Source organism: Lacticaseibacillus chiayiensis (genome assembly GCF_004123795.1).
GTDB lineage: Bacteria > Bacillota > Bacilli > Lactobacillales > Lactobacillaceae > Lacticaseibacillus > Lacticaseibacillus chiayiensis.
The window spans coordinates 44,422-61,095 of sequence record NZ_MSSM01000011.1 but is presented as its reverse complement, the minus strand read 5'-3'; the positions used below and the strand labels follow the sequence as shown (position 1 = coordinate 61,095).

16 protein-coding genes are annotated in these 16,674 nt (G+C 46.4%); 5 read left to right on the top strand and 11 right to left on the bottom strand.

The window, feature by feature from the left end:
• Positions 1-5: 5 nt before the first annotated feature.
• Together BVJ53_RS05430 and BVJ53_RS05425 are read right to left on the bottom strand one after the other, a co-directional pair.
• Complete coding sequence (locus tag BVJ53_RS05430) at positions 6-998, bottom strand: D-2-hydroxyacid dehydrogenase (protein WP_129301508.1); 993 nt, start codon at positions 996-998, stop codon at positions 6-8.
• 39 nt (positions 999-1,037) lie between these two features.
• Positions 1,038-2,201 (bottom strand): aminotransferase class I/II-fold pyridoxal phosphate-dependent enzyme, encoded by a 1,164-nt coding sequence (locus BVJ53_RS05425; RefSeq protein WP_129301507.1) that lies wholly within the window; start codon positions 2,199-2,201, stop codon positions 1,038-1,040.
• A 418-nt stretch (positions 2,202-2,619) separates the two neighbouring features.
• Between BVJ53_RS05425 and BVJ53_RS05415 the strand changes: the two genes are divergently transcribed.
• Entirely contained in the window at positions 2,620-3,324 is a 705-nt protein-coding gene (locus BVJ53_RS05415; protein ID WP_129301506.1) for a TIGR00266 family protein, read from the top strand.
• 123 nt (positions 3,325-3,447) lie between these two features.
• Here BVJ53_RS05415 and BVJ53_RS05410 read toward each other — a convergent pair whose 3' ends face one another.
• The 3 genes from BVJ53_RS05410 to BVJ53_RS05400 all read right to left on the bottom strand — a co-directional run bounded on the left by BVJ53_RS05410 (position 3,448) and on the right by BVJ53_RS05400 (position 4,969).
• Positions 3,448-3,849: a pyridoxamine 5'-phosphate oxidase family protein gene (locus tag BVJ53_RS05410; protein WP_080978087.1), complete on the bottom strand. Its 402-nt coding sequence runs from the start codon at positions 3,847-3,849 to the stop codon at positions 3,448-3,450.
• A gap of 199 nt (positions 3,850-4,048) precedes the next feature.
• Complete coding sequence (locus BVJ53_RS15460) at positions 4,049-4,177, bottom strand: hypothetical protein (RefSeq protein ID WP_263932499.1); 129 nt, start codon at positions 4,175-4,177, stop codon at positions 4,049-4,051.
• Positions 4,178-4,375: 198 nt separating this feature from the next.
• Complete coding sequence (locus tag BVJ53_RS05400; RefSeq protein ID WP_129301505.1) at positions 4,376-4,969, bottom strand: TetR/AcrR family transcriptional regulator; 594 nt, start codon at positions 4,967-4,969, stop codon at positions 4,376-4,378.
• 207 nt (positions 4,970-5,176) lie between these two features.
• On the opposite strand from BVJ53_RS05400, the gene BVJ53_RS05395 reads away from it, so the two are divergent.
• Together BVJ53_RS05395 and BVJ53_RS05390 are read left to right on the top strand one after the other, a co-directional pair.
• Complete coding sequence (locus BVJ53_RS05395) at positions 5,177-7,105, top strand: YhgE/Pip family protein (protein WP_129301504.1); 1,929 nt, start codon at positions 5,177-5,179, stop codon at positions 7,103-7,105.
• Between the two features lie 15 nt (positions 7,106-7,120).
• Positions 7,121-8,092, top strand: a complete 972-nt coding sequence (locus tag BVJ53_RS05390; protein WP_129301503.1) for a cation diffusion facilitator family transporter — start codon at positions 7,121-7,123, stop codon at positions 8,090-8,092.
• 35 nt (positions 8,093-8,127) lie between these two features.
• Here BVJ53_RS05390 and BVJ53_RS05385 read toward each other — a convergent pair whose 3' ends face one another.
• From BVJ53_RS05385 to BVJ53_RS05370, 4 genes are all read right to left on the bottom strand, one after another.
• Positions 8,128-8,496 (bottom strand): HIT family protein, encoded by a 369-nt coding sequence (locus BVJ53_RS05385; protein WP_129301502.1) that lies wholly within the window; start codon positions 8,494-8,496, stop codon positions 8,128-8,130.
• Between the two features lie 96 nt (positions 8,497-8,592).
• The gene (gene asnB, locus BVJ53_RS05380; RefSeq protein WP_129301501.1) at positions 8,593-10,497 is read right to left on the bottom strand and encodes an asparagine synthase (glutamine-hydrolyzing); all 1,905 of its coding nucleotides are present in this window, start codon (positions 10,495-10,497) and stop codon (positions 8,593-8,595) included.
• A 791-nt stretch (positions 10,498-11,288) separates the two neighbouring features.
• Positions 11,289-12,359 (bottom strand): metallophosphoesterase family protein, encoded by a 1,071-nt coding sequence (locus BVJ53_RS05375; protein WP_129301500.1) that lies wholly within the window; start codon positions 12,357-12,359, stop codon positions 11,289-11,291.
• Positions 12,360-12,404: 45 nt separating this feature from the next.
• The gene (locus tag BVJ53_RS05370; protein WP_129301499.1) at positions 12,405-13,319 is read right to left on the bottom strand and encodes a 1,4-dihydroxy-2-naphthoate polyprenyltransferase; all 915 of its coding nucleotides are present in this window, start codon (positions 13,317-13,319) and stop codon (positions 12,405-12,407) included.
• A gap of 77 nt (positions 13,320-13,396) precedes the next feature.
• On the opposite strand from BVJ53_RS05370, the gene BVJ53_RS05365 reads away from it, so the two are divergent.
• Positions 13,397-14,365 (top strand): polyprenyl synthetase family protein, encoded by a 969-nt coding sequence (locus BVJ53_RS05365; protein ID WP_129301498.1) that lies wholly within the window; start codon positions 13,397-13,399, stop codon positions 14,363-14,365.
• A 216-nt stretch (positions 14,366-14,581) separates the two neighbouring features.
• Here BVJ53_RS05365 and BVJ53_RS05360 read toward each other — a convergent pair whose 3' ends face one another.
• Complete coding sequence (locus tag BVJ53_RS05360; RefSeq protein ID WP_129301497.1) at positions 14,582-14,884, bottom strand: helix-turn-helix domain-containing protein; 303 nt, start codon at positions 14,882-14,884, stop codon at positions 14,582-14,584.
• Positions 14,871-15,248 (bottom strand): type II toxin-antitoxin system RelE/ParE family toxin, encoded by a 378-nt coding sequence (locus BVJ53_RS05355; protein ID WP_129301607.1) that lies wholly within the window; start codon positions 15,246-15,248, stop codon positions 14,871-14,873. Before BVJ53_RS05355 ends, BVJ53_RS05360 begins: the two co-directional genes overlap by 14 nt.
• Positions 15,249-15,392: 144 nt before the next feature.
• On the opposite strand from BVJ53_RS05355, the gene BVJ53_RS05350 reads away from it, so the two are divergent.
• Positions 15,393-16,598, top strand: coding sequence for an acetate kinase (locus BVJ53_RS05350; RefSeq protein ID WP_129301496.1), 1,206 nt, complete (start codon positions 15,393-15,395; stop codon positions 16,596-16,598).
• Positions 16,599-16,674: the final 76 nt, after the last annotated feature.

Below are 16,674 nucleotides of genomic sequence, written 5' to 3'. Positions count from 1 at the left end.
CCAATTTAGTTCACTTGATGTGGCGAATGGCCACCTTCCAAAATGAGCTTGACATCATCCAACGAAATGTCGACCATGTTTTTCACCGCCGCGTCTGTATAAAATCCAATATGCGGGGTGATCTCAACGTTTGGCATGGTCTTCAGCGTTTCAAGTTCAGGATTGTCAACCAACGACTGGCTGCGATCTTCGCCAAAAATGCCGGCTTCCCCTTCAATGGTATCCAACGCGGCTCCGGCAATCTCATGATCTTTCAGTGACTGAATCAACGCACCCGTGTCGACAATGGGACCGCGAGCTGCATTGATGAGATAAGCGCTGGATCTCATTTTTTTCAAAGCATTTGCGTCAATCAAATGGGTTGTCTTTGCATCCAGCGGCGTGTGCACGGTCACGATATCAGCCGTTGTCAGTAGTGTATCCAAATCCACATAACTAACCGTATCAGCCAATTCCGGCCGTTTCACTGGATCCGTCACAATGACAGTTGACCCTAAAGCGCGGAAAATTCGGGCAACGGCACTGCCGATTTTACCGGCGCCAATAATGCCGACCGTTAGATTATGAATTTCTGCAGCCTCCAAACCGCCCCAGCTATAATCGTCCTTGGCTTCGCGGGCACTGGCTTCTCCTAGGTGGCGGATCAGCCGCATGACCTGAGCCAAAACCAGTTCGGAAACGGAACGCGGCGAGTAGGCCGGCACATTGGTCACTGCCAACCCATTGGCCGTCGCAGCTTTAAGGTTCACAATATCAAAACCCGTAATCCGCAATGCCAGCTGCTTAATTCCAAATGACTTCAGCTTTTGGTAAACGGCTTCCTCTGGTATGGCCGCATGCTGCTGAATCACAATGCCGTCATAGTCTTTGGCCAAATCAACTGTCTTCGGTCCAAATTCAGCGGTTGTCGTATCGACCTCAATATTATTTGTCGCGACCCAAGCATCAATCGCTGCCTGCTCATCGGGACGAACAGAATACATCAGAATTTTTGTCATAACTGCCTCCAAATTATGTTTGTCTTGTTGATCAACTCATTAATGCGTTGCCATGTACTTTTTGATACGCTCCGCCGCCAATTTAAGATCATCCATGGACGCCGCATAAGAAATACGCACATAGCCTTCACCACCGGGACCAAAACTGGCACCCGGCACAACTGCTACTTTTGCCTCACGCGCCAACGCGTAGACAAACTTCCAGCTGTCGTGCATCCGCTCTGGTAATTTCGCAAAAATGTAAAAAGCACCATCTGGATGTGGCACCGTCAAGCCGGCGTCAGTCAAAGCTTTCATCAAAAAGTCCCGCCGCTCCATGTAAGCTGCTTTCATCGGCTGAGCATCCTCCATGCCATTTTTCAGCGCTTCTTCAGCAGCACGTTGCGCGTTCGTGGTGACGCTAGTGATTGTGAACTCGCTGACTTTCCCGATTTGGGCAATGACATCCGCTGGCCCTGCTGTGATACCAACCCGCCAACCGGTCATCGCGTGGGACTTCGACACCCCATTCAAAACCACCGCCTGATCCGGCAAAACTTCGCCTAGTGAAACGTGGGTGCCGGTGTAAGTTAATTCAGAGTAAATCTCATCGCTCAGCACGAAAATCTCATACTGCTTCATCACCGCCGCCAGCGCCTCAAGATCGGCTCGACTATAGGTCACGCCGGTCGGATTCGTCGGATAATTCAGTACCACGGCTTTGACGGTGTCCTTATTCGCTTCAATGGCTGCCTGCAGCTTTTCTGGTTTCAAAATGAACCCGTCCGCTGATGTGTCAATGAAAATTGGCTTCGCGCCGTTCAACATCACGATCGGAATGTACAATGGGAAAATCGGTGTCGGAATAATGACGGTATCGCCTTTGTTCAACATCGCCGTCAAACTCGAATAAATCCCGCCAGTTGCCCCAGCGGTGATTAGAATTTGCGTCTCCGGATCATAATGTGTTTTGTATTTGGTTGCCAGGTAGTGACTAGCTGCAGCACGCAATCCCTGCAGCCCCTTACTTTGCGTATAATGACTCTCATTATTTTCAATCGAGCGAATCCCCGCTGCTTTAACATGTTCCGGCGTGGGAAAATCCGGTTCCCCCAAAGTTAGCTTGACGATGCCGTCGATTTTGCTGATTTCCGCATTAAACTGCAAAATATCGCTCGGTTTAAGCTGCCGAACTTCCTGATTCATACGATCAACTAGTGCCATCTCTTCTACCTCCAATATTTTTTTGCCAATATTCTTAGTGCTGAACCCGATAGACGCAAAAACCCGCAGTCGATGTGACTGCGGGCAAGGAATTGGGGATGATTCTCCTGATTTCAGCCACACAGTCAATTGCTTGATCTGTGTGACCGCTCACTCAAAGGCAACTGGTCTCACAGATCACGTCTGAAAAACCAGAAATAAAATGATTGTGCGCTTTGAGTCAGATTCATCGTCATCATGAGAACCTCCTAAGAATTGGATTAGCTAAAGATTACCGGTTACTTGTTCATTTGTCAACTAATTTAAGTTAATTTATTTGACTAGTTTCAAGTCCCCACTGACTTCTCCGAGGAAAAATGCCGCACTTCAATGGTCGAATACGCTACAATTAAATTAATTAAGAAGGGAGTTTTTATCGATGAAATATACCATCACAGCCAACAACACTTTCCCAGTTGTGGACATTGCCATGGAACAGGATGAAACGATCCAGATCGAATCAGGCTCCATGATTTATCACAACGGATTAGTCGAGCTGAGCGGCCATATGAACAGCAACGGCAAGAAAGGGCTCGGCGGTCTCATGAGTGCGATTGGCCGGTCCGTAACAAGCGGCGAAAGTTTTTTCATCACAACCGCCACCGGCACTGCGCCAAATGCTGAACTGGCCATTGCACCTGGCAATCCTGGGGTCATTAAGGAACTGACGCTTGATGACAGTCATCAATATCGCTTGAATACCGGTGCTTTTCTCGCCATGGACAGTTCTGCCAGCTATCACATGGTCAGCCAAAAAGTCGGCGGCGCGTTGTTCGGCGGCACTGGCGGTTTCTTCATTATGGAAACAGCCGGCACAGGGACCATGCTGGTTTCAGCGTATGGCGATATTATTCAGATCCAACTCGACGGCAGCCACGAATACGTTGTTGACAATAGCCATGTGGTGGCATGGGATAGTCAGCTAGACTACCACATTCAGCCGGCCAGTGGTGTCATCGGCTTCACAACCGGCGAAGGCCTAGTCAACCGTTTCTCCGGAACAGGAACGGTTTACATCCAGACCCGGAACATTCAAGCATTGGCAGACCTGATTCAACCTTTTATTCCGACTAAGAGTGACTGATAAGTGAACATCTTTACAAAACACAATAAGACGACTGACATTCAACGCGCACAAAATGCGAGGAATGTCAGTCGTCTTATTTGTGGCTCTGAATGACGCCCATCCTATACTAGGGATAATTACCTACGCTTCAAACAGCTTGCCTGCCTTAGGACCGGGATCCAATGTCCAGATCTTATCAATGGTAATCACGCCGGCTCCCTTTGGCACTGGGAACTTGCCTTCAGCCCACTTTGCCGCTTGATCATAGTAAGGGCCGTCCGTGTAAAGCTTGGCGGTGCCACCAAAACGGAAACCTTTCAACGCCTTGGCATTAGCGACTGCGACGATCGCTTTCCCGTTGTCGTTAATGTTGGCTTGGGTCTGGCCACCTGTCATTTCGTTGTAAATGAGGTGCTCATCGTCCAATACCCGCATTGAAATCTTGGGTCCGACATCCGGGTTGCCATCTGCATCAACAGTTGAAATATAGGACAACTCGCCAGCAATCATATCTTTCATCGCTTGATTCAATTTTGCCACTATGACACATCCCCTATTCATTTCAGTACGGCTATTTTAAGGCCGAGGACGGTTTCAAGCAATTATTGTGCTCGATGGGCGTCATGTTCATAGGGGTGAATACAGCTGAATATAACAATTCACTCAAACTTCTAATGACGAAGCATGGTTCAATTTGCGGAATGTCTATGCTTTTTCTTCCGTTTGCCAAACCAGTAATCGGCTACCAGACTTCCAACCGCGCCAGCAACAAAGACCCACCATCTAATGGGCCTCTCAGCCAGACGGAGATAATAAACGCAAGCAACATTGCAACACCAAACGTTAAGAAGAAATTCCGCCAGTACTTCATATTTTTCCTCCGCTCATCCTTTTGCCGACTTAGAGGTCAGAATTTGAATGCCGAGGATACCATGTCTTTGACTAGCATGATGTTCAATACCTGCAACGAGAACCTATATTGCTTGGTTTTAATCTGAAGAAGCTTCATGACCGTGTCTTACAAATAGACGGCATGAATATTCTGCTTTAACGGATCGATCAATAGTCGTCACTTAATCTGTCGTGTGAGTTCTTCCGGCGTTAGCATTCGGGTTTGGCGAAAAATACGATAAGCATCTTCGGGAGGCAAAACTGGCAATTGATTCAACCAATAAACAATAATATCAAAGACTCCTTGACTAACAATTTCCTGCGCATAATCACTTGGCACCTGTTTTGATTGTTCAACTGGGTTCCCTGTACCTTGGCGTAAAACCGCCACGATCAATTGTTTGGCCTTAGTGACCAGTTGCGTGCCACCTTCATTCAATAGCAAGGCGGCCAACTCGCGCTCGTGATAAAGATATTTAAACAACTGGAAAAACGCATCATTTTCATGAGTCGTTTTCGACCGGTTGTTTTGGGTAAACGGTTTAGGAAAGCGTTCGAAAATGCTGTTGATATGGCTGACAATTTCATCTTCGTAATGATTCAGTAAGTCATACTTGTCAAAATAGTGCAGATAAAAAGTGCCGCGACTGATGCCGGCAAGTTTAACCAATTGTTGCACGCTAATTTTTCCAAAACCTTCTTGCTGTAACAGTTGAATAAACGCCTTTTGAATCTTAACCTCTGTTTCAATCATCTTTGTATTTGTTGCCAAGCGAGCTCGCCTCCATTGACAGGTTGTCAATTTCCAACTTCATTTAACAATAAATATTAAATATTTACAATTGACAAATTCGCCTTAAATGTTCATACAAATAATATTGTTCTGGTCACATTTTTGAAAGAACTTGCCCATAACAACGCGATTTTTGACTGAACAAATTCACCAGATTGTCGCTTGTCTGAGGACTAAGACGCCCCTATGATCGCTAATGAACAGGATGTCAATTTGAAAGGCGGTCATAAAATGTTCAAAAGCGAATGGCGCTATCTATTTCAACACAAGATGATGCTGGTTGTGTTGATTGCAATTGCATTAATTCCAGCGATCTACTGTTTTATTTATTTGTCCTCCATGTGGGACACCTATGGAAAAATGGATGATCTGCCTGTCGCAATCGTTAACCATGATCAATCCGTGACTTATCATGGCAACCACATTACGATCGGTAAAAATTTGACCCAAAACTTAGACAAGTCAAATTCGCTTGACTTTCATCATGTTTCAGCAAAGACGGCCTCTCGTCGTTTGCGACAAGGAAAATATTACATGGTTTTAACGATTCCAAAGGATTTTTCGAAAACAGCCACCACTATTTTGACTGCTACACCCCAAAAAATGAATCTCTATTTTAAATTTAATTCCGGTCAAAATTTCATCGCCTCTAAAATGACAACAGGTGCAGCGACAGCAATTAAAGCAAAGGTTTCGACACAAGTTACGAAGCTTGATGCGACTGTTGTTCTAAAGGCCCTGCATCAAGCGACAAATGGGATGGCAAAAGCGGCCAATGGTGGTCAGTCTTTAGCTAATGGCGCAAAAAAGTTAACGACAGGTGAGTCCCAAATGGCTTCAGGAACGGCCTCCATGTCTGCCGGTATCGATAAACTCATAGCTGGCAATAATAGTCTTATTTCAGGTAATACAACCATGACGAACGGATTCAATCAGTTGAAAGATCACTCAGCAGCTCTGACTACTGGTCTTGCTCAAATTCAAACTGGCTTGACTCAATTGGCACAAAAAACGCCAACATTAGCACAAGGAACCCTGAAGCTGAACCAACTAGCTCAAAGCATGCAAAAACAGCTAACGTCTGGTACGTTTAACCAAAAACAACTTGCCGCAGAATCTGCAGCCCTTACCACGGGGCTTCAATCTCTAACAAGCGGTTCACAAGCGATTGATACCGGCAGCTCAAAGCTTCTGGCAGGTTCCTCAGCTTTGAACAGTGGACTAACCACCTACACAAATGGTGTTAATGCACTTGCTACAGGTAATCAAGCAATTGGCCACGGACTTGATGAGGTACAAACCAACCTTCCTGCTTTGCAATCCGGCACTGAAAGGTTAAGCACCGGCACGTCCGCCTTGGCGAATGGCTCACAGCAAATTCTGCAAGGAAGTCAGACACTTTCAGGGAGCCTAACTGCTGCAGTCAAGAAACTCAGCGTCATCCATACTAACGAAGAAAACGCATCGGCATTAGCCACACCAGTCCATGAGGTCACAAGTGACATTGCCAAAATTCCAAACAATGGCACTGGCATGGCACCATTTGCAATAGCAATCGGACTTTATGTTGGCGGCATTGCATTAGGCACCATGTACGAGGCTTTCTTGCCATACAAGAAACCACGCCATGCCTTAACCTGGTGGGCCAGCAAAGCTTCAGTGATCGGATCTGTCGGTTTATTACAAGCCATCTTGCTCAATTGGTCATTGACTTCGGGAAATCATTTGCATGTGGTTTCGCAAGGCGCATTCTTCGGAACGATTCTGCTCGGTTCCCTGCTCTTCCTATCGCTTATTTTCTGTCTTCGTTTGCTGCTTGGCGGTTTTGGTACTTGGCTGGTTTCTATTGTTCTAGTCTTGCAGCTGGCCGGCTCCGGTGGCTTATATCCGACCTACTTAGTCAACAGTTTTGCTAAAGCTATCAATGCTTGGTTACCAATGACTTATTTGATTGATGCTTTGAGAAGTTTGATTTCAACTCACCAAAGCATCGTAAATAATGTCTGGATCATGATCGCTCTAATCGTTGGTTTTAATCTCGCCATGATCCTTCGTTTCCGAATCGGACTCCATCAAAGCTTTGTTGAAATTGAAACGAACGAAGACGACAACTGAAGAAGGTGCTGAATCATGTTGAAAAATAGTAAACCCATCAGCATCTCGAAATTGATTACAAAAATCAGCCATCAACGAATCGAGAATTCGCGAAACGTTCTTTTCCTCAACTTACTTGTCTATGCGCTGATTGCTGGTGCGGAATTAACCATTGGTGCAGCCGATCACTCCACAGCACTGATTGCTGATGGTCAAAACAATCTGACAGGTATCGTATCGGTAATAGCTTTGATTGTGGGTTTAACTTTCTCAAAAAGACCTTCTGATGATTTTCATCTTGAAGGTCACTGGCAGTTCGAAAGTCTAGCCGTTTTCCTAGCTGGATTGGGAATGTTTCTAGTCGGTCTTGTTTGTGTTTGGGAGGGCATCACGCGGACATTGGCCCTTTTTGACGGTAACTATACAGCGCCACTAAAAGGGCAGGCCGCTTATATGGCAGCCATATCCGGTATCTCAATGCTCACGCTATGTTGGTTCAATCATTTTATTGCTCAAAAAACCCAGAGCAGTTCTTTAGCAGCATCTGCAAGAGACTTTCTGAGTGATGCACTGACCTCGACTGGCACCATGTTGGCAATTATCGGCGCATCATGGTTCGGAATCCATTGGATCGACCCAGTTGCTGCACTGCTCTTGGGGTGTTTTATCATCTGGAATGGCTGCCAGATTCTTAGCACAAGTGCTGAAAAACTATCTAACGGTTTTAGTCCACAATTGCGTTCAGAAATCATTGAAAAAATACTTACGGTCAGTGGTGTACTGGATGTCATGTTCGTGGATGGCCGATACTCAGGCAACAATATTATCATCGAAGCAGAAATCACTTTAGCTAACGATGACAGTCTGGCCAAGTCCTACCGTATTTGCAAGAGTATTGAGCAGATCCTGCAAGCTTCACTGCCGGTTCTTTACTGTTGTATTCAGGTTAAACCCGCTCCCAAAAGTGCCAGTTCACATCCCCAAGCGATTGTCTGGAAACCATTATAGATCCGTCACTAACCTCCGCGACAAAAGACTTGATTCTATCTTCTTGACAAAAGTTTCCGAACACCGCCAGCAGGATCAGGGTCATCGCCTTGATATCTTGGTATCACATGGATATGACAGTGCATCACCGTTTGGCCGCCATATTGCCCAACGTTAGCCCCGATATTGTAGCCATCGGGATGAAATTGCCGATCAATCAGCTTCTTACTGGCATGAATAAGGTCATTAACAGCTAGTAATTCCTCTTGGCTGACTTCAAAGTAGTCTTGCCGATGCGTCCGTGGAATGATAAGCAGATGGCCTCGACTCACGGGATGAATATCCCAAAAAGCAACCGCCAAGTTGTTCTCGAGGACTACCTTGGACCTAGAGAGTTGGCAAAAGATACAATGCGTGTGATGCATAATGGCCTCCCCTTTCCAACAACCTAAAAAATAAGCACAAGGCACCTACAGCACCATGCTGCCAGTTACCTTGTGCTTATTATTCACTAAACCCGACTAAGCTTCAATCTTATCTTTATTCGAATCCGCGATGTAATGCGGAATCTCATTATCAATAAAGTAAACTTTATACCAAACCAAGAAGGTATAGATAGTCCAGACTTTTCGGCGGTCATCGGCTTCTTTACGATAGGTCTTGTCGAGAATATCCAAAATCGCATCCTGATCAAAGAACTCCTTGACCCAATCTTGTTCAAAGGTTTTGCGAACTTCTTTGTAGAACGGTTCATCTTCAAGCCATTGTTTAACCGGAACCGGGAAACCCAGCTTTTCGCGGCTGGCCCATTCCTCTGGCAAGTGACGGTTAGCCGCTTCACGCAGCGCGTACTTAGAGTTATGGGAATTGATTAGATACTTGGTTGGGATACCCGCAGCAACTTTGGCCACCTCTTTGTCCAGAAACGGTACCCGCAATTCCATCGAGTTTGCCATCGATAGTTTGTCGGCTTTCAACAAAATATCTTTAGGCATGAACTGATGAATATCGAGATACTGCATTTTTTTCACTTCATCGTCGTAGTGACGAACCTTTTTGTAAGATTCGGTGACAATGTCGCGGACACTCTTGCTTTGCCGGTATTCAGGCTGCAGAATCTTGTCGGCTTGGCCTTCGTGGAACACAAGTGCTTCACCAATGAAGAATTCTTCTGCTGGCGCGGTTGATTCGTACAGATGCAAGCGGCCGTGGAAGTTAGGCATTTTCTTCAAGCCATGAGCAATTCGGTACTTCACCCCACGTGGCAATTTCCGCAAGCCGTCCGCAAAGACCCGAATTGCATGGCTGCGCGTGTGGAAACCATAATTGGCGTAACCGGCAAACAGTTCGTCGGCACCTTCGCCAGACAAGATAACCGTGACGTCTTTATGCGCCATCCGTGTCAGGAAGTAAAGCGGCACGCAGGATGGATTCGAATCCGGCTCGTCCAGATGATATTGAATGAGCGGGAAGTTGTCGAGCGCTTCTTTTTCCGTCACGATATCGCTGGTGTTGTCTAAACCAAGTTTGTCGCTAAGCTCCTTGGCTGCCGTTCCTTCGTGATATTTCTTATTATCAAAACCAATGGAAAAAGTGTGCTCCGGCCGCAACAGTGCGGTGATATAAGAGGAATCGACACCGGAAGAAAGCAAGGAGCCGACTTCCACATCGGAAATCCTATGCGCTTCAACAGATTCGGAAACACTCTTGTCAATCGCAGCGACCGTCTCGTCAAAACTAAGATGATTGGCCTTGAAGTCCATGTCCCAGTATTTCTTGATTGTGAGCTTGTTATCCTTCAGCGTGAAGTAATGGCCTTCCGGAACGCGATAGACGCCTTTGAAGAATGTCTCGTCCAACGCAGAATATTGGAACGTTAAATAAGGCTTCAATGCCTCTTTGTTCAACTGTTTTTTAAACTTCGGGTGCTTCAAAAATGCCTTGATTTCACTGCCGACAATGAATGTATCGCCATCGTGGTAATAATACATTGGCTTGATGCCAAAGAAGTCGCGGGCACCAAACATCTCTTTTTTATTGTCATCCCAAATCAGAAAGGCAAACATGCCACGAATCTTCTTGAGCAATTCTTCCATGCCATATTCTTCATAACCATGGAGCAATACTTCAGTGTCCGTATGGGTCTTAAACACATGTCCGGCAGCAACCAAATCTTTGCGAATGCTCTGGAAGTTATAGATTTCCCCGTTAAAGATAATCGCAACGGTGCCATCTTCATTCAGGATCGGTTGTGAGCCACCCTTTAAATCGATAATCGACAACCGGCGGAACCCTAAAGCGACATTATCATTGATATATTCACCGCTGGAATTTGGTCCCCGGTGCTTGATCATGTCCATCATGTTATTAATAACTGGCTTTTTATTTAAAATTGTCTTGTCCGCAAACGCGATGATTCCGCACATACAGTTAACCCCTTTTCACGTGAATGACCATCATTACTTGTTTCAGTATAAAGATTTGGCGGCGCAAGTCAATTGAAGCGCGCCGGTAAAAGGGAGCGTGCTTAACGTTGTCAGACGGACTTAATCGGGACATTTAGGCAGCTGCTATCTGGCAACCGAGGTGCGAATAGAATTCAGATCTTTCAGGCAATGTGTCTGGTCATTTCTGAAAATTAAGAAAAAGGCAAAAAAATAGAGACCCAGATTCCTACAGGTGAACCTGGATCTCCTAAGTTAAGGATTTGACCGATGCAGCAGTTTTGTTACATTTACTGGTGCTAATTGTAAAACCCTCTTCAATAAATCTAATACTGCGACACCTCTACAAAAAACTTATTCACTTTTACGGTACAACGAGTGTTGAAATGATGTTGCCAGATAACTTGGCGTTGTTTGGTGGTCCTATGACACACCCGATTGAACATCTATGGGAAGCTCATTGTCCCGTTTGGATTACTGAGTCTGTTTATAAGCCTCATACCTCCATGTGTGTTCATCTTTGGATCTTGTGGAACATGAATCTTACGACAAGTGGCGCAGATACTTACTGCACCAGTGCTCTATTCGCTTTTCTCGTGCTTTGCGACACACACTTTCGAGCTGATTCGTCTTTTTACTGCTAGACAAAGGATCGTGATTCTCGGTTCCTGCATCGACCTTTTGTTCTTCCTTAACTTCAAATATAGTATAGCATGTAAGCGTTATCTCGGCAACCAAAATAGCCAGATTTTTCGGCAAAAATTTCTAAAGATTTAGTAAACAAACCGGCGGACACGACTCGCTGCGCCATAGCCATAAAGACTCAGCAGACGCCGCTGTACGTCAACGCTGACAACATATCCGGCATATTCGCTCGGCGTGCCAAAGCGCCGGTCGTAACGGCGATTGAATTTAGTGGTGAGTCCATGATGCCGGCCCATCAAGGCACTGGTATTCTGCAAGCTATAATGAATGCCATTCACTTGATAATCGGCTTCCAAATGGTAATGCCCCGCCAGATAAGCAATCATCTGCCCAGTGGTTTGGGTAAAATCAAAGCGCAACTGCCCGCCGAATTCAGGCGTTTTACCTGTATTCAGCCAGCCGCTAGCATGTAAATTGAACGCCCGCAACAACTCGTGCACCGCGCGCCCGTTGAACTTCAGGGCAGGCTGTCCATTTTGCTTCATGGCCGGTGCGTGGCTCATAACCAAGACATCGCGATTCTGAGCACCTTTTAGCGCTAAGGCAAAATCACGCAACTGTGCAAAAGAAACGGCCAACGTTTTTTTAACATCGTAAATCTTACGCCCGTCATGCAGAGGGACATCCGCTGTGTTTAAAACAATTAGGCGCAATCCTGGAAAATCTTGCACCAGCAATCCTTCACGTGAAACCGCAATATGTTGCTGGGTCGCATCGGCGGCAAAAATCAACTGCTGGGCCACATCCGGCAAAAAGCTACCGCGATGACCCGGCCGCTTTTCGGCAAACTTGTCATTGTCATCGTGATTGCCTTTGGTGACCAGAAATGGCACTCGGCCGCGGCGATAATCTGCCATGATATTACGCAGCCGCAATTTTGTCAGCCACGGTGATTCCGACCCATCAACCAAATCGCCTAAGTGGACCCGCAATGCAAGCGGCAACTGGGTACTTAGCCACCCTTGCTCTCGCACATGCCAATAACCGGTTGGCCCATAATAAGTGGTCGCAAACTTTGCTTTGTCGTGGGTGTCCGTGATCAAGGCAAAATTCACCGCCGAGGCAGGCAATAACGGCGCCACGGCAGCGATAAAACGACCTAAATCTCTTTTGACAAATGGCCGAATGGTGATACTCATCGTCTTCTCCTCCTGCGTCAGTGAGCCGGTGATCGTAAGCACTTGTCAAATATTCAAGAAAACGCCGAGGGCTAGGAAAACGACTTGCGCCAAGGTGGTGACAAAAAGGTTCTTGATCGCATTAGGGAAGGTCAACTTTTTCACCGGATTGGCCGCAAAACCGCGCGCATTTTTGATAACAAAAGGAACCGTTATCAAGGTCAATAGTGTCAATTTTGGCAATAATCCGAGGAGCACGGCGGCAATGAGCATTAAAAAGCCTACGATATACAAGCTGTAAAAGAAAATAATGCTGCGTTCAAGGCCAAGGTAATGCACGATCGTTCGGCGTTTGAGCGTTTCATCTTCTTCCCGATCCGCAATATTGTTGGCCAGCAATAGATCCGAAATCGCACACTGCGCCAAACCACTGGCCAGATAAACGGACAAAATCAATGACCATGAAAAATCAGCGACATTAAAGACATTGACGTAAACCGCGATGAGGAAAATCACAAAGCCCATCGTAAACCCTGAGAAAAACTCGCCATACGGAGTCGCTGAAATCGGTCGCGGTCCGCCAGCATAACCATAACCAACCGCAAAACTAAACAGCCCCATCACCAACAGCGGCCAGCCAGTGCGACTGACGATCCACAAACCTAGAACGGCGCTGGAGACCATCATCGCCACCACCATCCAGCCAATCATGCTGGGATTCAAATGATGCACGCCGATAATGTTGGTCTTTTCTCGAAAATGCAACGCTTCTGTCCGCTCCGAGCGCCGATAGTCCTGATAATTGTCATTGGCATCGACTGACATGTTGAACAAAAGCATCGCAACAAAGAAGACCAACAATTCCGGAATATGTAACGTATGATAGTGGTACCAGGCATACAACGTCCCCAAGAGAAACGGAAACACCGATGCCGTTTTCGCCTTAATCTCAACCAACTCAAGAAATACAGATAATGACATAAACAACCTCCAATAATTGACTTTTAAGAATCAGGTACAGTAGAGTAAATATGTCTTTAAGGAAAGAGAGAAAATGCATGATTCATCCCCTGTGGCACCGATTCCCCACGGTCTATCAACAACTCGAACAAATCCAACAACGACTGGAGCAGGTCGCTGTTTTGCGCGAGCCGCAAGTACACACCCTCATTCAGCAACAGATCAACGCTGGCGGCAAAATGTTGCGCAGCGGGCTAATGCTTATGCTAGCGCGTTTCGGCCAACCTGACAACGGTGATCTTGTGACGGCTGGTGCGGCCATCGAAGCGTTGCATCTGGCCACGCTCGTCCACGATGACGTTTTGGACCACGCCGATATTCGCCGCGGCATGGCCACCGTTTCAGCCAAATCCGGCAATCGTGAGGCTATCTACGCGGGCGACTTTTTGTTTGCCATTTATTTTCAACTGCTCAGCGAACAAAATCCTGATGTTGTCGACCTCAGCGCCAACGCTCGCATCATGAAACGCATCTTCATGGGCGAAGTGGATCAAAATGGTCCAAGCGCACCGCTGATCCCCACCATCGATGCTTACCTCAGTGCCATTGCCGGCAAAACCGCTGCCTTATTTGCCTTGTCCACTTACACAGGCACCGTCATTGGCCGCTTGTCTCCTGAACAAAAAAGGGCTGCGTATCGTTTCGGTCGGCAGCTGGGCATGGCCTTTCAAATGATTGATGACCTTTTGGATTACACCCAGACAAGTTCAACGCTCAACAAGCCTGCACTCGAAGATCTTCACAATGGCATTGTAACGTTACCGCTCATCTATGCCTACCAAATCGTCCCGGAACAACTGGCACCGTTAACCCAGAACGCAACCCAAATCGCGGTTAACGCAGATAAAATCGCGGCGATCGTTCGCACCCACGGCTTGTCGCAAGCCCAGCAGATGGCAGTTACTTACACCAACCGTGCTGTTGCGGCACTGGCACCTTTGCCGACATCAGCAACTAAATCTGCACTGGTCAGATTGACCCACCAAATGCTGAAGCGGAGTCATTAGTCGTTGCGGCAGCGGCATCTCGCCGAGCACCAGAACCATATCTGAGTTTTCAAAAAGCATTAAGCATTCGCTGGTTGCAGTGTGCTTTTTGATCGGCCATGCCAACATTGATGTCTAGCCATTTTTAAAAAATTGACCATTAAAACATAAAATGAGCTGTAACTCGCCAAGGGTGAAAGACACTTTTTGGCGGGTTACAGCTCATTGTTTAGCCTTTTAAACAATTGATACGATCACGTGTTTTCCTAATGCATTAGCAAGTTTTGTCAAGGTTTCGATGCTCGTGTTATTTCCCCTTTCAATTCGAGCAATCGTTGTTTTGGGAACCCCGGATTTATTTGCCAATGCCTGTTGACTCAGGCCGGCATCCTCCCTTGCTTCAAGTAACGCATCGGCGCTCGCAAGCTTCGACTTTTCAGCGGTAACCATTTTCCGATAATTGGCGTCTTGTAACATTTCCTTAAAGAAATCGTCCATATCAGTCGAAACCGACTCTGTATACTTTTTAAGGTCTTTCATAATTTCCACTCCTATATCTACGATAAAACTCTGCACGCAAATCAATAGCGTGATTAATTTCCCTTTGAGGTGTGCGATTAGTTTTTTTGCTAAACCCGTGGGTAATGAGGTAATCATTGTCAACAACGTGAAAATACAGAGCTCGTTGGTAATCTGTTCCCTGGCGCGACCGCAACTCGTAGAGGTTTTTGTCGATCTTCTTAACTAATAGTAAGCGACTGGCAATCTCAATTCCTTTCTCTTCCACGGTTTCAATTACGGCTTGCAACTTTGATTGTTCCTTGGGCGGCAACGATTGAAAATAGTCAACGAATTCCCTGCGACCATTAGGCCTTCGATAAGCACGAAACTTCGGTCTCTCCATAAACAAATGATAACATATATATATATATTTTGGACGCAAATATGCGTCCAATTTTTCCAAAATACTTTTGAAAAATATTTCACAAACAAAAGGCTTTTTCAGTGGTATGATACAGATATAGCAATCGTGAAAGAGTGATCAAACATGGTAAAAATTCTCTCTATCAATGCCGGCAGCTCCTCGCTTAAATGGAAACTGTTTGACATGCCAAGTGAACGCCAGCTTGCAGAAGGCGCGACCGATATTTTACGCAACTCCACTGTTAAAATTAAGTATGGCACTGATCAAGTGTATGAAAGCACGACCCATATCCACACTTACCGAGAAGCAGTCGCAAACACGCTCGCCGACCTTCAATCGCTTGGTCTTGTGCATCAACTTAATGAAATTACTGGGATCGGTCACCGGGTTGTGGCTGGTGGCGAACTATTTTCCGCACCAATTGTGATTGATAACCGGGTACTGTCGCAGATTCGGGCTCTACGTGACTATGCGCCGCTGCATAATCCGGTCGAAGCGGACTGCATTGAGATTTTTCGCACCATGATGCCATGGGCGCTTGAAGTCGCTGTTTTTGACACGGCCTTCCATCAAACCATGAAACCTGTCAATTATCTCTACAGCATTCCTTACGAATATTACCAAAAGTTCGGCGTCCGCAAATACGGAGCTCATGGCACCAGCGTCCGTTATGTGAGTGCCCACGCTGCTAAAATGCTTGGCAAACCGCTCGAATCAATGCGAATGATCGTGATGCATCTTGGGGCTGGTTCAAGCATCACGGCGATCCAAAACGGCAAGTCCATCGATACATCAATGGGCTTCACCCCGGTTTCCGGCGTCACGATGGGCACTCGTTCCGGTGATGTTGATGTCTCACTGATTGCCTATCTAATGAAAAAACTGGCGATTACCGATGTTGATCAAATGATTGATATTCTTAATACCCAGTCTGGCCTGCGTGGTATTTCCGGCATCAGCCATGACGTGCGCGATCTTGAAGAAGCGGCGCCAAAACATCCCCGCGCCAAACTTGCGCTAGACATTTTCGTTAATCGCATCGTCAAATATGTCGGTGCTTATGCGGCTTTGATGGACGGGATTGATGTGCTAGTCTTCACTGCCGGCATTGGCGAACATAGCAGTGCCGTTCGCGCTCGGGTGATGCAATCACTCGACTATCTCGGCGCCCGCATTGACCTGCAACGTAATCAGCAAACCTGCCACCAAGCTGGCGACATCACGGCTCCAGGCGCACGAGTTAAAACGCTGGTTATTCCAACCAACGAAGAACTGATGATTGTGCGCGATGTCATGTCACTATCACATGCAGCACAACAGGCTGAATAGGTGATTCAAAGTCTCTGCTAATCAAGTGTCCATGATTTTCGTCTAAACGAACCTCTTTTAAATGAACCTCTTTAGC

What these genes read in the sequence shown, in the direction of transcription:
- BVJ53_RS05430 (WP_129301508.1), bottom strand. Translation starts at nt 998, where the DNA reads ATGACAAAAATTCTGATGTATTCTGTTCGTCCCGATGAGCAGGCAGCG.
- BVJ53_RS05425 (WP_129301507.1), bottom strand. Translation starts at nt 2,201, where the DNA reads ATGGCACTAGTTGATCGTATGAATCAGGAAGTTCGGCAGCTTAAACCG.
- BVJ53_RS05415 (WP_129301506.1), top strand. Translation starts at nt 2,620, where the DNA reads ATGAAATATACCATCACAGCCAACAACACTTTCCCAGTTGTGGACATT.
- BVJ53_RS15460 (WP_263932499.1), bottom strand. Translation starts at nt 4,177, where the DNA reads ATGAAGTACTGGCGGAATTTCTTCTTAACGTTTGGTGTTGCAATGTTG.
- BVJ53_RS05395 (WP_129301504.1), top strand. Translation starts at nt 5,177, where the DNA reads ATGATCGCTAATGAACAGGATGTCAATTTGAAAGGCGGTCATAAAATG.
- BVJ53_RS05390 (WP_129301503.1), top strand. Translation starts at nt 7,121, where the DNA reads ATGTTGAAAAATAGTAAACCCATCAGCATCTCGAAATTGATTACAAAA.
- BVJ53_RS05385 (WP_129301502.1), bottom strand. Translation starts at nt 8,496, where the DNA reads ATGCATCACACGCATTGTATCTTTTGCCAACTCTCTAGGTCCAAGGTA.
- asnB (WP_129301501.1), bottom strand. Translation starts at nt 10,497, where the DNA reads ATGTGCGGAATCATCGCGTTTGCGGACAAGACAATTTTAAATAAAAAG.
- BVJ53_RS05375 (WP_129301500.1), bottom strand. Translation starts at nt 12,359, where the DNA reads ATGAGTATCACCATTCGGCCATTTGTCAAAAGAGATTTAGGTCGTTTT.
- BVJ53_RS05370 (WP_129301499.1), bottom strand. Translation starts at nt 13,319, where the DNA reads ATGTCATTATCTGTATTTCTTGAGTTGGTTGAGATTAAGGCGAAAACG.
- BVJ53_RS05365 (WP_129301498.1), top strand. Translation starts at nt 13,397, where the DNA reads ATGATTCATCCCCTGTGGCACCGATTCCCCACGGTCTATCAACAACTC.
- BVJ53_RS05360 (WP_129301497.1), bottom strand. Translation starts at nt 14,884, where the DNA reads ATGAAAGACCTTAAAAAGTATACAGAGTCGGTTTCGACTGATATGGAC.
- BVJ53_RS05355 (WP_129301607.1), bottom strand. Translation starts at nt 15,248, where the DNA reads ATGGAGAGACCGAAGTTTCGTGCTTATCGAAGGCCTAATGGTCGCAGG.
- BVJ53_RS05350 (WP_129301496.1), top strand. Translation starts at nt 15,393, where the DNA reads ATGGTAAAAATTCTCTCTATCAATGCCGGCAGCTCCTCGCTTAAATGG.